Below are 17,725 nucleotides of genomic sequence, written 5' to 3' on the forward strand. Positions count from 1 at the left end.
CAGGCCATAGAGGGTCAACATCAGGCCGGCAGAAGTGGCGGAATAGCCCAAATTCTTGGTAAGATATAAAACGAGAAACGGCAACGCCATCAAGCCGGCGCGGTTGATGAACGTCACAAACGAGAGCATCCAAACGTCGCGCGGTAAATCTCCCATGCCGCGCCAGGGATTCCACGCCATAATTTCCCCACGATCCTTTCTATTAAAATGCTGCACCAATTTTCAGACAAGCTGAAAATCGAAGCTCTTCGAGCAGATTTTAAAACTTCTCCCACAGAGGTAGAACTGCCACAGAAAGAAGAAGATTTTTCAGTGGGATTTCATTCGTGGGCAAAACACTTTCAGAATTTTATTCCAACGTTGAGCGCCTTATGGCCCGTCTTTGCTTTTTCAGCAAACATTTTCAACCGCTCATCGACGCGAATGAACGCTAATATTTTATTCACGTTCATTCGCGGTTGTTCCCTTGATTGGTTGGGGCTTGTCCACGTTGCGCCAATTCACATCGAAAAATACGTCAGAAAAAACAATATGGGACGATAGATAAACGCCACGATCACCAATTCACAAAACACCAAGCCAATGGCCTTTACGCTGGTTGCCAGCCAGGATTGGCGATAGACGCGCTTTAACGCGAAAAGCATATACCACAAAATGCCACCGGCAATCGGAATAAGAATGCCGGGGTCTCTTCCGAAGAAGCGCGCCAGACCCGTTCCCAGCGTCCAATCGATCACCCCCAGCAAAAATATGAATGCGAGCAGCCCGGCGATCAAATAAAACAGCAGAAAGGAGTGAAAGTGAATCGAGTAGATCAAATGTTCGACATAAAAGCGTCTTGAGGAGAGATAGAAAAGCTTGAGAGCCGCTGCAAACATCGGGATAATGAAGAAGAACATGTTGCGTTGATGCAGCGCCAACACCTGATTGAAATGCGCGGTAAATTCCTCTTCAGACAGCGCCAACGCCGTTTGCTTCTCCGCCACAAGTTTTTGAGCGAGGGCGGCGTGACAGCCTGCCGCCACGCCGCGCATATTCCAGTTGAGCAGGCCCATGCGATAACCGACGAGAAAGAAGAACAGATTGAGCAGCACAAAAAGCGTCACCGGTTTGATGAAGCGGCTGCGTTTGCCGGCGAGATATTCTTGCGTCAAGGCTCCTGGTTTGAAAAAAAGCGGAAGCAAGCTGCGGAAAATCTTGGAATCGAAGTGCGTAATGTCGTGCAAAGCATGCGCGAAGAAGTGTCCGAGCGCATAATCATGAGGGGAAATTTTCTTTTGACCGCAGTTATGGCAAAAACTCCCGTGCAATGCGGTTTCGCAATTTGGACAAATAAGCGGCGGTGCGTCCAACTCTCCTCCTCAAACAATTCGGTTCGATGTGCGGCTTAAATTAACGGCAACGGATATCGCATGCAACCAGGCGGCGTGATCATTGTGAATGATGGTCGCACGGATCATGTACTCGTTTGCGTTGTCGTTCCCATCATTTTTCCAGCGTTCCCCAAACCCGCAAGCGGCTGACGCCGCCGTCCGGAAAAATATTCAGGCGAATGTGGGTAAACGGACCGGCCGTAGTACTCAGTTCCTTTTCAAAAAAATGTTGCTTGTGTGCTTGTAGCTTGGTTTTCGGGAGAATCTCCATCCAATCGACCTCCGCTCGGGAGAGATCATCGCCGGCCTGCGCGTTGCTCACGCAACCCTCAAGAGAACACGTGTCGGGATAGTTGCCTTTAAAGTGATTGGTATCGATTTCGATGCGCTGAATTTTTCCGGGTGCGCCTAATTTCAGGATGATCCAATCATGCCCCGGCCCGCGCCGGCGGCGGGTTTCCCAGCCGTCTCCCATGTTCTGTGCGCGGCCCGGCATAATGAGATTTATCATCGGGCTGAAAAACATATCGCTGCAGGCCACGGGCAGGCCGCCGTTGGCAATTGCGACGAGATCGATCAACTCATCGGCTTTGAACCGCGTGAAATCAGGCGCGGCAACGCCATAAATCCGCAAACGCGCGACGCCGCCATCGGGAAAAATATTGAGCCGTACATGCGTGTAACAGTGTTCATCGGCAATGGCAAATAAATTTTGCGAGCCCGGTTTCAGCGGCGATTTGGCGAGTATTGTGGTCCACAGGCCGTGCGACTCTCGCAATGTTTTGCCTTCAACGTCCGCGGTAGCAAGACACGCCTCCAGCGCAGCATAAGGCGGATGATTGCCGAGAAAATGGTTGGTGTCAATGTCAACGCCTTTGATGATTCCCGGAATGCCGAGTTTGATGAGGCAAGAATCATGGCCCGGCACGCGATTGCGCCGGGTTTCCCAGCCATCCATCCATTTGCCGTTTTCGGTGTATTTGTCGGGAATAAAAACGCCGCGGCCGGGTTTTAACAAATTTTCTTTCGGCGCGAAAAATTCATCATTCGCCCAAAGCGCTTCTCCGCCCAAGCGCTCCGCCGCGAGATCGATCAGACCGGCAAAGGCGGCAACTTCGATATGCTTTTGTGCTGGCATAAGATAACTTTCGCTCCTCAGGTTATCAAACGTTCTGTTCTTCGTGAGCCAACAATACTTAATCTGTGACTAAATTGCAACGTCCTCATCATTTAGAAAATGATTGCAACTGAGGTAAGCGGGAAATAAAATCAAATTTGCGATTGTTGGAATAGGAAATGCAAAACATTATTGCAATCTCCGACGGCCAAACTTGTTGTCAAAAACTGCTTATTCTGTGAAATCAGAAAAGGTGAGAACATAATGAGATTCCAAAAGAATTTTCTGCCCTTGCTGTTTGTGCTTTCAGCCGCTTTGGCCATTTATGCGGCTTGTGCGCGCACGGGAGAGGAAGCCAAAATGATGAATCATGCACTGGCCGCCGGGGATAGCAGTCGCGTCATCCCAAAACTCGAAAAGTCAAAGGATGAGTGGCGCCGACTATTGCAGCCGAAAGAATATGCCGTGCTGTTTGAAGAAGACACGGAATACCCGCATTCGAGTCCGCTCAATCACGAAAAACGCGCGGGTACTTATATTTGCGCTGCCTGCTATTTGCCGCTGTTTTCTTCAGAAGCAAAATTTGAAAGTGGAACCGGGTGGCCGAGTTTTTTCCGGCCGCTTACCGGGCATCTCGGCACCAAAACGGATTATAAACTCCTCGCGCCGCGCACGGAATATCATTGCATCCGTTGCGGCGGGCATCAGGGACATGTGTTCGATGACGGCCCTCCACCCACCGGACAACGCTGGTGCAACAACGGCATCGCGCTCAAATTCATACCGCAGGGAGAACAACTTCCGCATCTGAGAAATTAACTTCAGGAGATTTTTGCTTATGTATATCGTCTCGCTGGTCATCACATTCTTGCTGCTCGCTTGCCAAAATTCCGAGCAAGCCGAGCAAAATCCGGCGCCCACGCCTCTGACCTCCGCGCAAACGGAAAACCTTGTCACCGCCACTTTTGCCGGCGGCTGCTTTTGGTGCATGGAAGCGCCCTTCGATGTTTTGCCAGGGGTTGTATCAACGACATCAGGTTACACGGGAGGTTTCAAGAAGAATCCGAGTTATGACGAAGTATCTGCCGGCACAACAGGTCACGCTGAAGCCGTGCAGATCACTTATGATTCAACTCAAATCAGCTATGCGCAACTGCTGCAAGTGTTCTGGCGGAATATTGATCCCCTAGCCTCGAACCGCCAATTCTGTGACAGCGGTTCGCAATATCGCTCGGCCATTTTTTATCACAATGCCGAACAACAACGCCTGGCTGTGGCTTCGAAGCAACAACTCGAAAACTCCGGGCGCTTCCAGCAACCCATCGTGACGGAGATTGTTGCTGCCGCAGAGTTCTATCCCGCGGAGGGGTATCATCAAGATTTCTATAAAAAGAATCCTCTGCGCTATAAAGCCTATCGCGCCGGCTGCGGCCGGGATCGTCGGCTGCAGGAACTCTGGGGCGAGACAGCGCATTGATCTTTCCAAGGTGAAATTGTTGATTTTTCGGTAAACGTTTTCAAACCGCAAGACGCGAATTCGCGGTTGCCTTTTGGAGGCTTAGTGAGTTCCTTCCAACTCGCATTTAGAGCCTTCGAAATCTTGTCGATGCCATACCGCTTCGTCGCATGGCCCACAACCAAACCCCGCACGGAATGCCATACTCCACCCATCTCACCCATAGCGGTTCATGCCACAAACCTGACGGCAGATAATTTGCTAGAACGTTGTAAGACAAAAAAACGGTCGCGCTCAAAATCCACAAAGAAAGAATGAGAGTGGACGACGATGCGTTGGCGGGAATCCCTTCTTTGAAACAGAGCAGCGGCAACAGCCACAAAAGATACCAGGGCTGCAGCGTTGGGGAAAGCAGAAAAAATGCGGCGAGAATGATAATCAAAATGGCAAACCAATGCCCTGCGGCCTGCGGCAGAATTTTTGATTTAATCCCGCGCAACAAAAGCCGCAGATAGACAAACAGAAACAAAGCGCCTACAATCAACTTCGCAATGATCAACGCCAGATCGATGCGGCGGGTGACATAAACTTGGGGAGAAATCTCCCAATGCGCTGGAATCATCAAAAATTTCACCAGCTCATCCGGCAGCAGCCAATGCACCGGCGTGAAAACCAGCGAAAACAAACTATCGTTGAACCGCCACTTTTCCGAATAGACCAGCAAGCCTGCATATAAATTTTCGCCGGCCATGACAAAGGGCGCATAGCACACAAGGATGACAAGCGTAAAGATGGCAATCGTCGACGCTGCCTTTTTTAAACCTCCCTCCTGCCACGCGGCGACAGCTAAAAAAGGCAAAAACATCACGGTGAGGAATTTGATCAAAAACCCCAAAGCCAAAAAAACAGCGGCCAGCGAAAACCGCTGCCGCAGGAAAAAGGCTGTCATCAAAATCAACGTGAATGCGCCCAAACCATCCGTGTGTCCGCTGCCGGCGATTTCGATAATCGGCAATGGATGCCAGGCATAAAGAATGGCCCAGCGCGGATCGATCTTCATCTGCGCCAACAAGCGGAAAAGAACCAGCACCAGCCCGAGATCCACCAGCACAAAAAGCAGCTTTAATCCGGCGAAGGGCGCAAGGGCAAAAAGCTCGCTGGTTTTGAGTCCCAACCAGAACAAAATTTGCAACACGGGCGGGTAAACGCTGTGTACGTTTTTGTGATCGACGTTCGGATAGATCTCGGCATCGCGCACCTGCGCCAGTTCATCTGCTGCGGGAGGAAATGTGTAAGGATTTATGCCGTGATCGAGGAGCCGGCCATCCCACAAATACCGAAAAATGTCATTTGACAGCCACGGTGATTGCCCCACCAGCACCATGCGAAACAGGAAAGCGCCGGCAAAGATGATAAAAAGAGAAAGGCGAAGAGTATTCTTTTGCGGAAGGCTAGCGCGGACAACCGTAACAGCGCCCAGCAGCAATGCAAACAGCAGCGCGAGAATCACAAAAAATTGATTCAGGGTTGTATTGATTGAAGCCGCGCCCGGCGAGGGGCTTTGTTGGCTTAGAAAATAGTAGAGAAGGAGTGACAGGCTGCCTAGCAGAGCCAACAAACTATTGTGATGCTTTTTTAGCGCTGCCGCGAGTGTTGGGAGAGCGTTCATAGGTGCATCGCTGCCGCCGTCGCGCAGCGGACTCGACGAGGTTGTATCGCAAAGTTTGTGATACGGTTTCTGTATGTTACGCTGTTTCGTAGAGATCTTTCATTTCAACACTGGCCAGCTCCACCAAAAATCCCGCGATTTTCTCCGTTACGGCTTCGAAGTAACGTTTCCCCTTCTCCGCTGTAGCAGCTTGAGGATTGCCCACGCCCGTATCTACTGTTGCTTTCAGCCAGTCGCGCTGCGTCCAGGCCCAGCCTTCGCGCAAAGCCTTTATTTTAAATTTTCTGGTAGAACCCTCACCGGCCTCTGCAAGCGGTAAAACGAGTTCCGGTGTGAGATATTGCATCAGACTCGTTTCCATCTCGCCGGCATGATCGCCGGGTTCATCAAAGAACGTTGTGAGATTTAGGCAGCGAAACCAATCGAGCGTGCACAGAAACAAATTATGCTGCGGCGCCAACTCGCGAATCATTTGCTTGAAATCATTGCCGCCGTGTCCGTTCAAAATAACCAGCTTGGGAATATGTTGCTGCGCCAGCGACGCGGCAATATCATTGAGCAACGCAAGCTGCGTGCTGGGATTCATGTTGATCGTCAATTTGAGGTCAAGCTGTCCGGTATTCACTCCGAAGGGCACAGTGGGAAGAACGATGACGCGCGCGCCTTTTTCCCAGGCAAGGCGCGCCGCTTCGCTGGCAATGCGGTCGCTTTCAGTTACATCTGTGGCGTACGGCAAGTGATAATTGTGCGCTTCGGTTGCGCCCCACGGCAGGACGGCAACATCATAAACCGTTGCTTGCACCGCTTTCCAGTTTGTTTCTGCTAAAATGTACGGTCGCCCCGGCATGGTAGTCTTCACGTGCATGCACAAATGACCAGCGTGTTGTTGCATTGAAAAGTATATTCATCTACGCCTTGTCATCCTGCAAGGATTTGGTGAAGTTCTGGGCCGAATACCGAGTACTTCACAAGATTCGCCTGAATGACATTCGAGAGAGTACTCTTATAAATTGATCACACCGGTTTGCTGCATTTTCTCCGCATCAGCTTCCGGCATGCGCCAATTGCTCTCGAAACGGCCTTCGACGATGACATTGTCAATCGCATCTTTGAACAGAACATAATCCTGCAAATCCATCAGCATGCCGGGCGGGCCGAACAGCGCGCGGAAGCTGCGGCGGGTTGGCGGCCCGGAACGTTCTGCCACCGTCCACCACGGCAAACCCGAATTGATGAGAACATAATGTTCGCCGCGCGGAAAAATATAGAGCAGTCCATAATCAACGGCAGCCGCGTCAAGATGCAGCGGCAACAGTTCGCTGAATTTTGCGATAATGCTGTTGGTTTCTTTCGTGCCAAACAAAATCAAATGCGCAGAAGCAAGATCGCTTGGCCGCACTTCTTTGTCGGATAAAACGCGCGGAAACGCCATTACGCGGCGCAGGAACGGGCCGCGATCAACGGACCAATTTGCCGCGTGATCTGCTTGCGCACGCCGCGCCTGCCATTCCTCGGGCGTGGGATTGTCGGCGGTGCCATACACATAAATATGCCGTCCGGCAATCGCTTCGGCGATCGGGCCTTCTGAGCCTGGCCGTTTCATCTGCTCCGTCAATACACGTTTTTCAGTTTGCCAGGTACCGCCGCTTTTTGAGAGGGCAAGCGCATCCGTTACTGTTGCGGAGATGTTTTTGCCGTCAATCGTCACCTCAACCGGACGCTTTGCCGAAAATTTAGGATGGCCGGCAAGAGTCAACGTGACAGCACCAAGCCCGGAAGTCGTCACCTCAAGGCGATTGGGCGCAATAAACTTCGCATCAATAGTCGCCAATATTCCCGGCGTCAATTCATCGATGCGAACCCAATAAGCAGCATTATATTTGTAACGGCTGGTTGCAAAGCGGACGCGCTCCGGAAAGCGATTGCGCCGGAATTGACTGAACCAGGAAAAAACGGCTTCATCCTTATAGGCATTTTCCCAGCTGTTGTGGCCCACGCCGGGATATTCGGTATACTCGACTTTGGCGCTCAACTCTTGAAGACGTTGGACCCACTCACGAACGCCAGCGGGCGCCACAACCGGATCGGCATCACCGTGAAAAAAGTGCACAGGAAAATTTAGGGCGTTCGGAGCAAGCTCAGCCGTGCCCTCGGGCGGCGCAGGACACACGGGTGCAAGCGCCGCCCAAATATCCGGCCGGCTCAAGCCCAGCCACAACGTGCCGCCGCCGCCCATCGACAATCCGGTGAGATAGACGCGATCCTCATCAATCGGGAAACGCTGCTTGAGATCGGCCAGCATATCGTACACATCTTTTTCAGCGATGCTTTGATATCCCATGGTGCCGCGCGCATGAGGCGCGGCGACAATGTAATCAAGATTTTTCCACGCCGGAAAATAGCGGCTGGCTTCCACATCGGTTTCATCGGGCAAATTGCTTTTGCCGAAAACCCGGCGCAACGCCAGACGGTGATTCGATCCCGCGCCGTGCAACATGATGACAAGCGGGTATTTCTTTTTCGGATTGAACTTTTCCGGCAAATACAAACCATAAGGCTGTTCCGTGTCGTCAACATCCGAAAAGAATGTCAGAATCTGCGGCCCGGGTTTGAGGGATTGGCCAACGGCTCCGTGCGCGAACACCAACAGCAGAACGAGCGCCAGGAGTTGGCCAATTCTACGATCATGTAACATGCGTAAGCTCCGCCAAAGAAAAGCGTCAAATCAAACGTCACACTTCAGACGCAATCAATTCGTGCCTTCCGGCTTCGTCCATTGATTCAGCCAACCCAGCACAGTCTCATGCCAGAGAATGCTGTTTTGCGGTTTGAGCACCCAATGATTCTCGTCAGGGAAATAAAGAAACTTGCTGGGAATGCCGCGGCGCTGCAAAGCGGTAAAAGTCGAGATACCCTGTGTTTCCACCACGCGAAAATCGCGGCCGCCGTGCACCACCAACATCGGCGTTTTCCAATTCTGCACAAAGTTGACGGGATTGTGTTTCTCGTAGTTTTCAGGATTTTCCCACGGCTTTCCCATATGATCCCACTCGGGAAACCATAACTCTTCCGTGTCATAATACGCCAGCCGTTCATCGAGATTGCCGTCATGATTCACCAAACACTTGAAGCGATCGGACCAGTTGCCGGCAATCCAATTGATCATGTAACCGCCATACGAAGCGCCGAGCGCCGCAACTCGTTCGCCGTCCAGCCAGGGATATTTCGCCAACGCAGCCGACAAACCTTTTTGCAAATCTTCCAGCGGCTTGCCACCCCAATCGCCGCGAATGGCGTCACAAAACGCCTGGCCATAGCCGGTGGAGCCGTGAAAATCCACCATCACCGCAGCGTAGCCCGCGCCGGCGTAGGTTTGCGGATTCCAGCGATAGTGAAAATCATTGCCGAAGGAGCCTTGCGGCCCGCCGTGAATCAAAAACGCCACCGGATATTTTTTGCTGGGATCGAAGTCTGCCGGTTTCACGACATAAGCATAAACCGTTTCATCATTCCAACCTTTGAACGTAAATTGTTCCGATTCTCCCATGCGCACTTTTGCCAGGGTGCCGGCATTGATGCGCGTTACAGCGCGCACATCTGATCCGTTGGGCGCGACCGAGTACAATTCCACCGGCGAGCGATGATGATCCATGCCGAAGAGCAGCCGGTTGCCGGCGAGGCCAACGGAACGGACACTGCCCTTTTCCACCACTGTGCGCACATTGCCGGAGGCCGCGTCAATTGCGAACAATGAATGCTGGCCGAGATTGCCGGCAATCGTGTAAATCGTCTTATTATCTTTTGCCCAGGTTATGCCGCCGGGCGAACGATCCCATGCTTCGGTCAAAACACGCTCCGCGCCGGCCGAGCTTGTCGAGGCCGACCAAGATTTCAACACAATGCGGAAACGATCGGATTCATAGCCCGGACGCTTCATAGCAAGATAAGCAAGCGTTTTGCCGTCCGGCGAAAACACCGGCGCGGTATCCCACGCGGGATTGCTCTCCGTCAGATTTTTGGGCTTGGCCGAGCCGTCAACAGGAACAAAGTACAAATCAAAATTCGTCGACCAGGCTTCTTCACGGCCGGCAACGCGCGCGGTGAAAACCAGGCCTTTGCTGTCGGGTGTGAACGTATATTCTTCGCTGCCGCCAAAAGGCTTCGAGGGACAATCGGCGTCCATGCCCTTCATCAGATCAATCGCCTCGCCGCCCGCTGCCGGCTGCACGAACAGATGCGAGCGCTTGCCGTCTTTCCAGGTGTCCCAATGGCGAATAAAGAGCTTGTCATAAATACGTCCGCTGGCTTTGCGGCTGGCGATTTCTTTATCGCGTTTTTGCGTGCAGTCGATTGATTCGCATTCCGGGAAAACTTCCATCGTAACCGCGAGCAAGGCATTGTCCGGCGAGAGTTGAAACGTGCCGGCATCGAAGGGCAAATTCGTTTTTTGCTCGGCTTCGCCGCCGTCAATTGCAATGCGCCACACTTGCGCCGAGCCGGAGCGCGTGGAGAGAAACCAGATGCTCTTGCCGTCGCGCGACCACGCCGGACTGTAATCACTGCCGGGATGCGAGGTCAATTGCCGAAGTCCTGCGCCATCAACATCCACCAGCCAAAGGTCGGTGCGCCCGCGATTGGCTTCGAGATCGGTTTTGCGCAAGGTGAATACCGCCCACTTGCCATCCGGCGAAACTTGCGTTTCTGAAATGCGATCCATTGCGAGTAAATCATGCACGGTGAAGGGATGTGTTTCTTGCGAATATACCGCTGACACGCCGCCATGCAATCCCAGCATCAACAGGATCGTTACCAATACTTTACAACGCATGAGCTCCTCCTTTAAGAAATGCCATACTTCTGCGTTCGATGAAAAGATTAAACGTGAGAATTTAGCCGTTTGAAGTTTTCGCCCACTGAATTGAACTCAAAAAGCTTAATTTCTGTGGGATTTCTATTTCTGTGGGCGGTTTTTTTGTTCTGGGTTCATTTAGCTAAATTCTTGCGATTAAACGAGATTATGATAGGCAACCGGGGGAATAAACTCAAGGCTTTTGTGGCCGGTCATGGCCTGATCACGCTTGTTGTGAAACTCCCAACCGCTCGCGCACGGACAGCAACGCTACCAATGTTTTGGCGTCATGAATATGACCTTCATCGACCAAACGATAGGCTTCACGCACCGGCAAACGCACAACCCGAATATCTTCGGCTTCACTGCTCAAACCGCCGCCGGGCGCCACTTTCTTTCCAACTTTACCGAAAAAAATAAAAATGCGCTCGGAAGAGCTGCCCGGTGAAGGGAAAAACTCACGCAAAAACTCGATGTCCTGGACTTCATAACCGGTTTCTTCCCTCACCTCGCGCCGCGCGACTTCCATCGGCTTTTCGTTGTTTTCGATGAGGCCGGCGATGATCTCGAGCAACCAGCCGTTTTCGGCGTTAAACACGTAGGCCGGATAACGGAATTGTTCCACCAAAACAAATTCAACGGTTGCCGGATCATGCAACAGAATCGCTGCGGAATGGCCATGCTCACTATTAAAGCGTTGCACTTTCTTACTCAGTGTACCATCGAATTTTTCGTATTGCAACAAGGCTTTTTGAATCTTAAAAAAATTTTTATATACCGTTTCTTCTTTATGCGCGATAACTTGACGGGCCGGAGCGCTTTGGGTGTTTGAGTTTTTTGGGGAGCCGCCGGAAGAGTTCATCGCGGCGCCCGTCTTCGGCGACTTTTTTTTTCGTCCCGATGGTTCATCTGTAAGAAAAATATCGTAAGCGGACAACTGCAACAAAAAATGATGCGCAAAAAATAACATCGGCGCCCAAAACGTTATTCTCCAATCGTAGTCGGGCAACAGCAATACGCTCGCCAGCCCGACTGCCAGCGCGGCAATCAGACTGATTAGAATGACGGCAAGATGATAGAGATTACCTTTTCTGGCGGGACGAGGAATGGTTTTGCTCTTCCACAAAAACGGCGAGCTTTCATGCTCATCGGCGAGGCCGGCATTCATCAGGAAAAATTGCTTGATGCGATTCATCGCCACGCTGCTCTCGCGCCAGGCCTGGCGCAGCCGCACGATCTTGAGCAGATAAAGCCACGCCACAATACTCAGGATCAAACAAATCGCGATCGTAATCTGTTCTTTGTGAGACGAATAACGCATGCCTTCGTCGCTGTACACCGCGCCAATGGCGGCGATCACCAGACCGGTGGTCAATAAAAAGTAGTTCACCAGGGTATGACGATCATTCATCGCCTGCGCCATAGTCTCGCGAATGTATTCATACTCATGCAATGCCATCTCGCGCAGAGCTTTGGCGTGTTTGGGCGCCACCTCGAGCTTAACCGGCGGCGGCGTGGAAACCGGCGTATTGGGCGGGCCAAAACGCCAGCGCGAAAACCACACCATCGCATAGTAGACGACGCAAAAATCCAGCAACAGATGCTGCCGCAAATCCGGACGAAACCCCACGAACAACACGATTGCCAGCACAATGAATATCGGAGAAATGATTTTAAAAATAATTCGACTCATAGCAGGGTTGGTATCCTTGCAGACGACTCATCACAAGCCGTGCAGTGTTTCAAATTCCCTCTTCTAGCGATTCCGTCCATCCACCGGCGAGGCGGCGATTTCAATCTCGCCGTGTTCGCCGATCACGGAAAACTCTTCATACAAATTGATCGTGGGGCAAACATGATGCGGCGCGAGCAGCACATAATCCCCGATTTGAAACGTTTCCTTGCCCTCATGCGCCAAAACTGTATGCTCCTCGCTGACCGAAACGAATTTCAAACCCGGACGGCTGAAGAAGCGCACCGGCCCACTATCCACCGACCAGCGTTTATGCCCTAAATTGAGCGTAAAGCGATGCGGTTGCCCGATATCCATCACCTGCGCCAAAATGACGGCGGCGATTTCAAATTCTCCGGGCGCCAATCTCTCATAGTTCGAATCCCAAAAAATCCAGGTGCCCGGAGAAACTTGCACGAGAGTTTCGTCGCCGATGGCGCCATGCAAAATCTCAAAATCAAAACGAAAAGCCGGTGTGCCTGCAACAATGACGCGCGGAATGTGAACACGCTCCCGCCGAAAATGCTGAAACACCGCGCTCAGTTTTTCCATGGCGCGCTGGGATTCGGCGCGGCGCTCGGCGGCGGTGGCGTGGTGAATGTGACCATCATAACCGTGCAACCCAGCGAAGATGAATTCGTTCTGCTTGGCCAAATGCGTATAAAGCGAAAACGCGTCTTCCGGCGCGATGCCGGTGCGGTGCATGCCGACATCCAGATCGATGAAAAAATGCCAGGTCACCTGTTCGATCTGGCCGATTCTCTGCAAAATCTCGGCATGCGCGAGCGAACCGACCTGAACGTTAAACTTGATCTGCCGAAATTTGCGCACCAGGTGCGCAAGTTCGCGCGCGTCATGTTCCAGCAAAGGATACGCAACAAAAAGATCCTGCGCGCCTGCGTTAATCGTCATTTCGACTTCGCGCATCGTGGTTTTAAAGTAGCCAACGCCGGCCTTTTGCAGCCAGCCGGTGAGCAAGGAGGATTTGTTGGTTTTCACATGTGGGCACAAATGCCGGTAACCGGAAGCCGGGGCAATTTCTTCGAGATACGCCTGCATGCGTTGCAAATTGCGCTCGACGCGATCGCGAAAGACCAGCAGTCGGGGCGTCGTAAGAGACTCGGGCGTCTGTAACACATAGGGCGCCTGGCCTGGCAACGTGAAAATGGGCATGGCATTCACCTTTCGATTTCGTTTCTACTCGCAAGCCGTCACCTAAAGACGTCGGCACGCGCGGCTTTCTCTTTTGTAAGTTGCTTTCAATTTTGCCATGCGGCGCTTACAAAAATGACCAGCATTGGCCAAGTTTTGCGGGCAAACGGCTTTGGTATCCTTCTTGCCAGCGTTACGCGCGGCAAATTCACGTAACGCCGTCCTTAAAACTTCTGGCTTCTTTACAAGATTGGACTTGTTATGGATTTTTTAACTGAGCATGTGGCGATTGTCGAGACGGAGCGCAACGAAAATGACTATGATGCGCTTCAACTCGAAACGTATCGTGGCAAATCACCGCGCAAACCGCATCAGTTTATTCTAGAGTCGGTAAAACCGAATCCCTATCACTTCACGGAAAATAGCGCTGGCGCGATCGTGCACTATGAATTGCCGGAAAACGCCGTGGTGAGTCTCGAGCTGTTCGATCACACCAACCGGCGTGTGAGGTTGATCGCTTCGACCATCAATATCGCAGGACGGCACACGGTGCAATGGGATGGTCGCGATGATCGCGGGCGTGTGCTCAGTCGCGGCCGTTATCTTCTAAAGTTTGAAGCGGCCGGCGCAAGCGGCTGCATCTGCCAGGCGACGCAGCCGGTGATGTTCATTCCGCCGGAATCCTGTGAAGTTTAAGTATGCATGCCCAGGACTTCACAAGATTCGTTTGAATGACTATTGAAGAGGGTATTTCTACAAATTAAGGTAATGGCAGCGCCGATAGTATTTCTTGATAGCGTTCTGCCAATTCTGCCACGTCAATCTTCTGGCATAACGATGCGAGCATTGCGCCGTCTTTCTCCTCCGAATATCCCGCTAAGGCCAGAGCTTCGAGATAAAGTTCGAGTGCGCGTTGCCGGCGCGCGTGCGCTTGTTCAAACCTTCCCTGATGTTCGAGCAGCGCGCTTTCTTCCTGCACCAGCTTTGCCGCAATCTTGATCTTTTCCTCGTGACCCAGCAGTTGCGCTGCGGTGGCGGCGTCGAGCGACAGCAGCAATTCATGCTGCAAGCCGAGCAATTCGCCGTAGGCTTGTTCCAGCTCTTGCTGTGCTTGATCGTATTTCTCCAGCTCGCGCAAGCGCAGAATCCTTGTCGCCACCGCAGCGAGTTGCTGCACCAGGCGCATGATATAATCACGTTCAATCAAGACATTTCTCGCTTCAAAATAGACAAACGGCAAAATTAATTTCGTGTCCGTCCGAAAATGTTCCAACCCCGGCTGCGTCGAGGTTTTTAAAACTTCGAGCACCGTGGAAACTCTGAGGTTTTTAATGCAACGGCCAAGCCGTTGCAGGAACACTTTTATTAAAAGACTGCAATTTCGGACGGATACTATTTCACCACCAAAGCTCCCGCCTCCACCGCAGCCGCCAGCAAGCCGGTAACGTTTGCAAGCGTCACGGCGCCGTAATACCAACTGCCCGCGACCAGGGACTCAGCGCGCACGGCTTTATAAATGTCATAGTAGCTGCGTTTGCCATCAACGAAATTGTAGATTTCATCCACCATCAAGCCATGCAGATCACTCTTGAAAGACACTTTGCCGCGTTTATCAAAATACGTGTCCAGCGAGGCGGCGTTGGCGGGAACCCTTCTGCTGGCTGCCGCTTCTTCCGGCGTGAGCTTGATCGCTTGTGGACTGGCGCCGAAGAGTTGTTGATAATAGGCTTGGAGATCGGCCTTCAGCTCGCGTTCTTTCAAACTCATGCGCGCCGCGAGTTCGGCGATTGTGCGACTGGCCTTGGCATCCTTGCCGGCAAACACCTGCATCGAATTCATCGCGCGCCGCTCGCGTTGCATGCCCTGTTCGAGCACGATGGTGGCATCCTTCCAGGCCTGCGCGCCGTCGTTGCGATTCTCCTGCATGACATTCATCGCGACTTGCACATCTTTCGCCAGGCGCTTGGCGCCTTGCGCAAAGGTTTCGCTTGCCAGCAGCGGCACATCGTCGCTTGCGGCAAAAGCCAGATAATAAGCCATGGCGCCGATGAGAAAATTATTCCGCCTAAGCTGTGAAGCATCGATGTTGTCGAGATCGTCGTCGGAAGAATGAATGAAATCATCGTGCCAGTTGATCAACGCCACAGCCGGCACGCCAATCGCGCCTTCCACGAAACAGCGATGATCCGAGGCGTCGAAATAAGGCACGAACGCGGCATTGTAATTATCCCGCGTGCCGCGCGTCGAGTACATCGGACGCGAATAGGGATGCGGCATGCCGCCCTGCCGGCCGGCGGCGAGATACGAGTTGTGCGTATGTATCAAAAACGTGCCAATGCTCTCGAACAGCGCATCGAGATAAGAGGTGCGCGAATGCGGCGCAAAGATCAAATGTTGAATGCGATTCCCCATCGACTGCTTTGCGCCCGACATGTCTTGATGCAGATTCACCAGCATTTTTTTCGGCTCTTCGGGGAAATCGCGGAAATAGCGATACTCGGAGTAAATTTCATCCGTCCACCAAAAGCGAATATCGCGCAACGGGCGCGGCATTTTGCCCTCGGCGATCAATTTGTTGAACACACGCGCCAGCTCGAGAATATTGCCGCAACCGCTGCCGTCGTCATTAGCCGAGCCTTGCTCTTCCTGCAAATGTGCGGTGATGATGATTTGCTGATCATGATGCGCCGTGCCGCGAATCCAGCCTTCGACAAAACCGGTGCGGCCCGGCTTGGGCGTGATGTCGGTATCGACTTTGGCCTTCACCACAACTTTACCGCCACGGGTGCGTTTGCCGGCGGCAAAATAATCCTGCATACCGTCGCTTGCGAGTATTTTGCGAAGGGTTTCACCTTTGCGCGGCGAAATTAAGAAAGCGAACGTGCCCGCTTTGCCTGCCGGCGGCTCATAGGGAATGCGGCTCCACGCAATCTGATCGGGATAATCCATCAGCGTTTTGTTTTCGGCAATGGCGTAACTCACGATACCGAGCGCGCCTTTTTCCCACACGGCCCGGTGAACGACTGCGCCAGGCGAGGCGCTGGTCAGTACAATTTTGCCTTTGACGTCGAGACTATCGAGAACCTTCGCAGAACCATCACCGATCCAAATCAATTCGGCTGTGACATTCGCGTCGCTGCTGCCGTCGGCGAGATGAACCGCGTGATCGGCCATGTCCGCCAGCTTCAATTCCACCGGTTCGATCATCCACAACTCCGCCGTGCGCGCGGTGTAATTCGGGCCTTGCCGCACTTGTTCCACAAAACGCACATCTTCCAAACCCGCTTCTTTCGCGGCTTGTATGACGTAATCCGCCGCCTTGAAATAACCTTCCATGCCCGAGTCGCGATGCCAATGCGAAAGCCAGCGAATATGCTCAAAGGCGCGATCGCCGGAAATCTCGTTTTGCAGCATGCGAATTTCATCATCGGAAAGAAAAGGTGTGGTTTGCGCAAACAAGGTTACGGTATTCCCACACAAAAAACACGCCAGCACAAACAACCTGGTGAGTTTGTTCACCGTCCGCCTCCTCATGAGTTAGAATTGAATTTGATTTTATCGCTTTGACACGACGCAAGCAACTTGCAGAGAGAATATGCTTAAATTTCTCCCCACACGATCTGACGATAGCTCACCGGATCCGTATCGCCTTCGGTGGAGATTAACAAAACTTTCGAAGCCGAGTTCAATTGCAGCGCAGTTTTCACGCTCTGATACTCCGGGCATTCGCTCACACCTGCGAGCAACCCCAAAGTCACGGCGCCGGATTCGCCTGAAATCACACGATCATCTCCGGCCAGCGGATTGCCCAGAATGCGCATACCGCGCTGTGTGATTTGATCTTCGCACGCCACGAACGCGTCGGCATAATCGCGCAATACCGGCCATGCCAGCGAGCTGGGTTCACCGCATGACAAGCCGGCCATGAGAGTCGGCGGATAAGATTTGATTGTTTTCGGCCTGCCGTCGTACTCGCGCATCGCCTGATAGTAACAGGCGCAAACCGCCGGTTCAACCACCGCAAAAATCGGCCGGTGTTCGCTCCACATTTCAACGCAATATGCCAACAATGCCGCAGCAAATGAGCCAACGCCGCATTGCACAAAAACGTGTGTCGGGATCTCGCCGGCCATCTGCTCACACGCCTCGTGCAAAATGGCGTAGAGGGGGTGGGTCGCCAGCGATAAGATGTTCATGATATCGTACAGGAATGTGTCGCTCAAGGTCGGCCCCGCCGTCCCCGTTCTTCAGGTCGACTGCGGCGGAGCGAAGGACTACGAATGGTCTGCCGCCTGGAACTCGGGCGAAGTGCCTACGGTACCGGGCGGCACATATGCGGTTCGGATCGCCCCCGAGCGTTCCGATGCGGCTTTCCAG

The 17,725-nt window shown here is 52.6% G+C and carries 15 protein-coding genes; 3 read left to right on the plus strand and 12 right to left on the minus strand.

What is annotated here, in order from left to right; all coding sequences use genetic code 11:
* The 3 genes from FBQ85_12210 to alc form a co-directional block, all read right to left on the minus strand.
* The coding region (locus tag FBQ85_12210) for an MFS transporter (GenBank protein MDL1875918.1) at positions 1-180 on the minus strand (180 nt) is incomplete at its 3' end.
* Positions 181-500: 320 nt separating this feature from the next.
* Entirely contained in the window at positions 501-1,352 is an 852-nt protein-coding gene (locus tag FBQ85_12215) for a DUF3667 domain-containing protein (protein ID MDL1875919.1), read from the minus strand.
* 133 nt (positions 1,353-1,485) lie between these two features.
* Positions 1,486-2,511, minus strand: coding sequence for an allantoicase (alc, locus tag FBQ85_12220; protein MDL1875920.1), 1,026 nt, complete (start codon positions 2,509-2,511; stop codon positions 1,486-1,488).
* Positions 2,512-2,850: 339 nt separating this feature from the next.
* On the opposite strand from alc, the gene msrB reads away from it, so the two are divergent.
* Complete coding sequence (msrB, locus tag FBQ85_12225) at positions 2,851-3,309, plus strand: peptide-methionine (R)-S-oxide reductase MsrB (protein MDL1875921.1); 459 nt, start codon at positions 2,851-2,853, stop codon at positions 3,307-3,309.
* Positions 3,310-3,328: 19 nt separating this feature from the next.
* Positions 3,329-3,967 (plus strand): peptide-methionine (S)-S-oxide reductase MsrA, encoded by a 639-nt coding sequence (msrA, locus tag FBQ85_12230; protein ID MDL1875922.1) that lies wholly within the window; start codon positions 3,329-3,331, stop codon positions 3,965-3,967.
* Positions 3,968-4,073: 106 nt separating this feature from the next.
* On the opposite strand, the gene FBQ85_12235 is transcribed toward msrA, so the two are convergent.
* From FBQ85_12235 to FBQ85_12260, 6 genes are all read right to left on the minus strand, one after another.
* On the minus strand, positions 4,074-5,615 hold the full coding sequence (locus FBQ85_12235; protein ID MDL1875923.1) for a hypothetical protein: 1,542 nt from the start codon (positions 5,613-5,615) through the stop codon (positions 4,074-4,076).
* Positions 5,616-5,691: 76 nt separating this feature from the next.
* Positions 5,692-6,462 carry a creatininase family protein gene (locus FBQ85_12240; protein MDL1875924.1) on the minus strand — a complete coding sequence of 257 codons (771 nt, stop codon included), beginning with the start codon at positions 6,460-6,462 and terminating at the stop codon, positions 5,692-5,694.
* Between the two features lie 156 nt (positions 6,463-6,618).
* Entirely contained in the window at positions 6,619-8,310 is a 1,692-nt protein-coding gene (locus FBQ85_12245) for a phospholipase (protein ID MDL1875925.1), read from the minus strand.
* A gap of 54 nt (positions 8,311-8,364) precedes the next feature.
* Positions 8,365-10,410, minus strand: a complete 2,046-nt coding sequence (locus FBQ85_12250; GenBank protein MDL1875926.1) for a S9 family peptidase — start codon at positions 10,408-10,410, stop codon at positions 8,365-8,367.
* Between the two features lie 277 nt (positions 10,411-10,687).
* The gene (locus FBQ85_12255) at positions 10,688-12,157 is read right to left on the minus strand and encodes an NUDIX hydrolase (GenBank protein MDL1875927.1); all 1,470 of its coding nucleotides are present in this window, start codon (positions 12,155-12,157) and stop codon (positions 10,688-10,690) included.
* Positions 12,158-12,220: 63 nt separating this feature from the next.
* Complete coding sequence (locus FBQ85_12260; GenBank protein MDL1875928.1) at positions 12,221-13,369, minus strand: hypothetical protein; 1,149 nt, start codon at positions 13,367-13,369, stop codon at positions 12,221-12,223.
* 240 nt (positions 13,370-13,609) lie between these two features.
* On the opposite strand from FBQ85_12260, the gene FBQ85_12265 reads away from it, so the two are divergent.
* Positions 13,610-14,044 (plus strand): hypothetical protein, encoded by a 435-nt coding sequence (locus tag FBQ85_12265; protein MDL1875929.1) that lies wholly within the window; start codon positions 13,610-13,612, stop codon positions 14,042-14,044.
* Positions 14,045-14,108: 64 nt separating this feature from the next.
* On the opposite strand, the gene FBQ85_12270 is transcribed toward FBQ85_12265, so the two are convergent.
* From FBQ85_12270 to FBQ85_12280, 3 genes are all read right to left on the minus strand, one after another.
* Positions 14,109-14,657, minus strand: coding sequence for a hypothetical protein (locus tag FBQ85_12270; GenBank protein ID MDL1875930.1), 549 nt, complete (start codon positions 14,655-14,657; stop codon positions 14,109-14,111).
* A gap of 83 nt (positions 14,658-14,740) precedes the next feature.
* Complete coding sequence (locus tag FBQ85_12275) at positions 14,741-16,882, minus strand: M28 family peptidase (protein MDL1875931.1); 2,142 nt, start codon at positions 16,880-16,882, stop codon at positions 14,741-14,743.
* A 65-nt stretch (positions 16,883-16,947) separates the two neighbouring features.
* Positions 16,948-17,571 carry a pyridoxal-phosphate dependent enzyme gene (locus tag FBQ85_12280; protein ID MDL1875932.1) on the minus strand — a complete coding sequence of 208 codons (624 nt, stop codon included), beginning with the start codon at positions 17,569-17,571 and terminating at the stop codon, positions 16,948-16,950.
* Positions 17,572-17,725: the final 154 nt, after the last annotated feature.

The sequence above is a fragment of the Cytophagia bacterium CHB2 genome (assembly GCA_030263535.1).
GTDB lineage: Bacteria > Zhuqueibacterota > Zhuqueibacteria > Zhuqueibacterales > Zhuqueibacteraceae > Coneutiohabitans.

What these genes read in the sequence shown, in the direction of transcription:
- FBQ85_12260 (MDL1875928.1), bottom strand. Translation starts at nt 13,369, where the DNA reads ATGCCCATTTTCACGTTGCCAGGCCAGGCGCCCTATGTGTTACAGACG.
- FBQ85_12265 (MDL1875929.1), top strand. Translation starts at nt 13,610, where the DNA reads ATGGATTTTTTAACTGAGCATGTGGCGATTGTCGAGACGGAGCGCAAC.
- FBQ85_12235 (MDL1875923.1), bottom strand. Translation starts at nt 5,615, where the DNA reads ATGAACGCTCTCCCAACACTCGCGGCAGCGCTAAAAAAGCATCACAAT.
- FBQ85_12255 (MDL1875927.1), bottom strand. Translation starts at nt 12,157, where the DNA reads ATGAGTCGAATTATTTTTAAAATCATTTCTCCGATATTCATTGTGCTG.
- FBQ85_12275 (MDL1875931.1), bottom strand. Translation starts at nt 16,882, where the DNA reads ATGAGGAGGCGGACGGTGAACAAACTCACCAGGTTGTTTGTGCTGGCG.
- msrB (MDL1875921.1), top strand. Translation starts at nt 2,851, where the DNA reads ATGATGAATCATGCACTGGCCGCCGGGGATAGCAGTCGCGTCATCCCA.
- FBQ85_12240 (MDL1875924.1), bottom strand. Translation starts at nt 6,462, where the DNA reads ATGCCGGGGCGACCGTACATTTTAGCAGAAACAAACTGGAAAGCGGTG.
- msrA (MDL1875922.1), top strand. Translation starts at nt 3,329, where the DNA reads ATGTATATCGTCTCGCTGGTCATCACATTCTTGCTGCTCGCTTGCCAA.
- alc (MDL1875920.1), bottom strand. Translation starts at nt 2,511, where the DNA reads ATGCCAGCACAAAAGCATATCGAAGTTGCCGCCTTTGCCGGTCTGATC.
- FBQ85_12250 (MDL1875926.1), bottom strand. Translation starts at nt 10,410, where the DNA reads ATGCTGGGATTGCATGGCGGCGTGTCAGCGGTATATTCGCAAGAAACA.
- FBQ85_12245 (MDL1875925.1), bottom strand. Translation starts at nt 8,310, where the DNA reads ATGTTACATGATCGTAGAATTGGCCAACTCCTGGCGCTCGTTCTGCTG.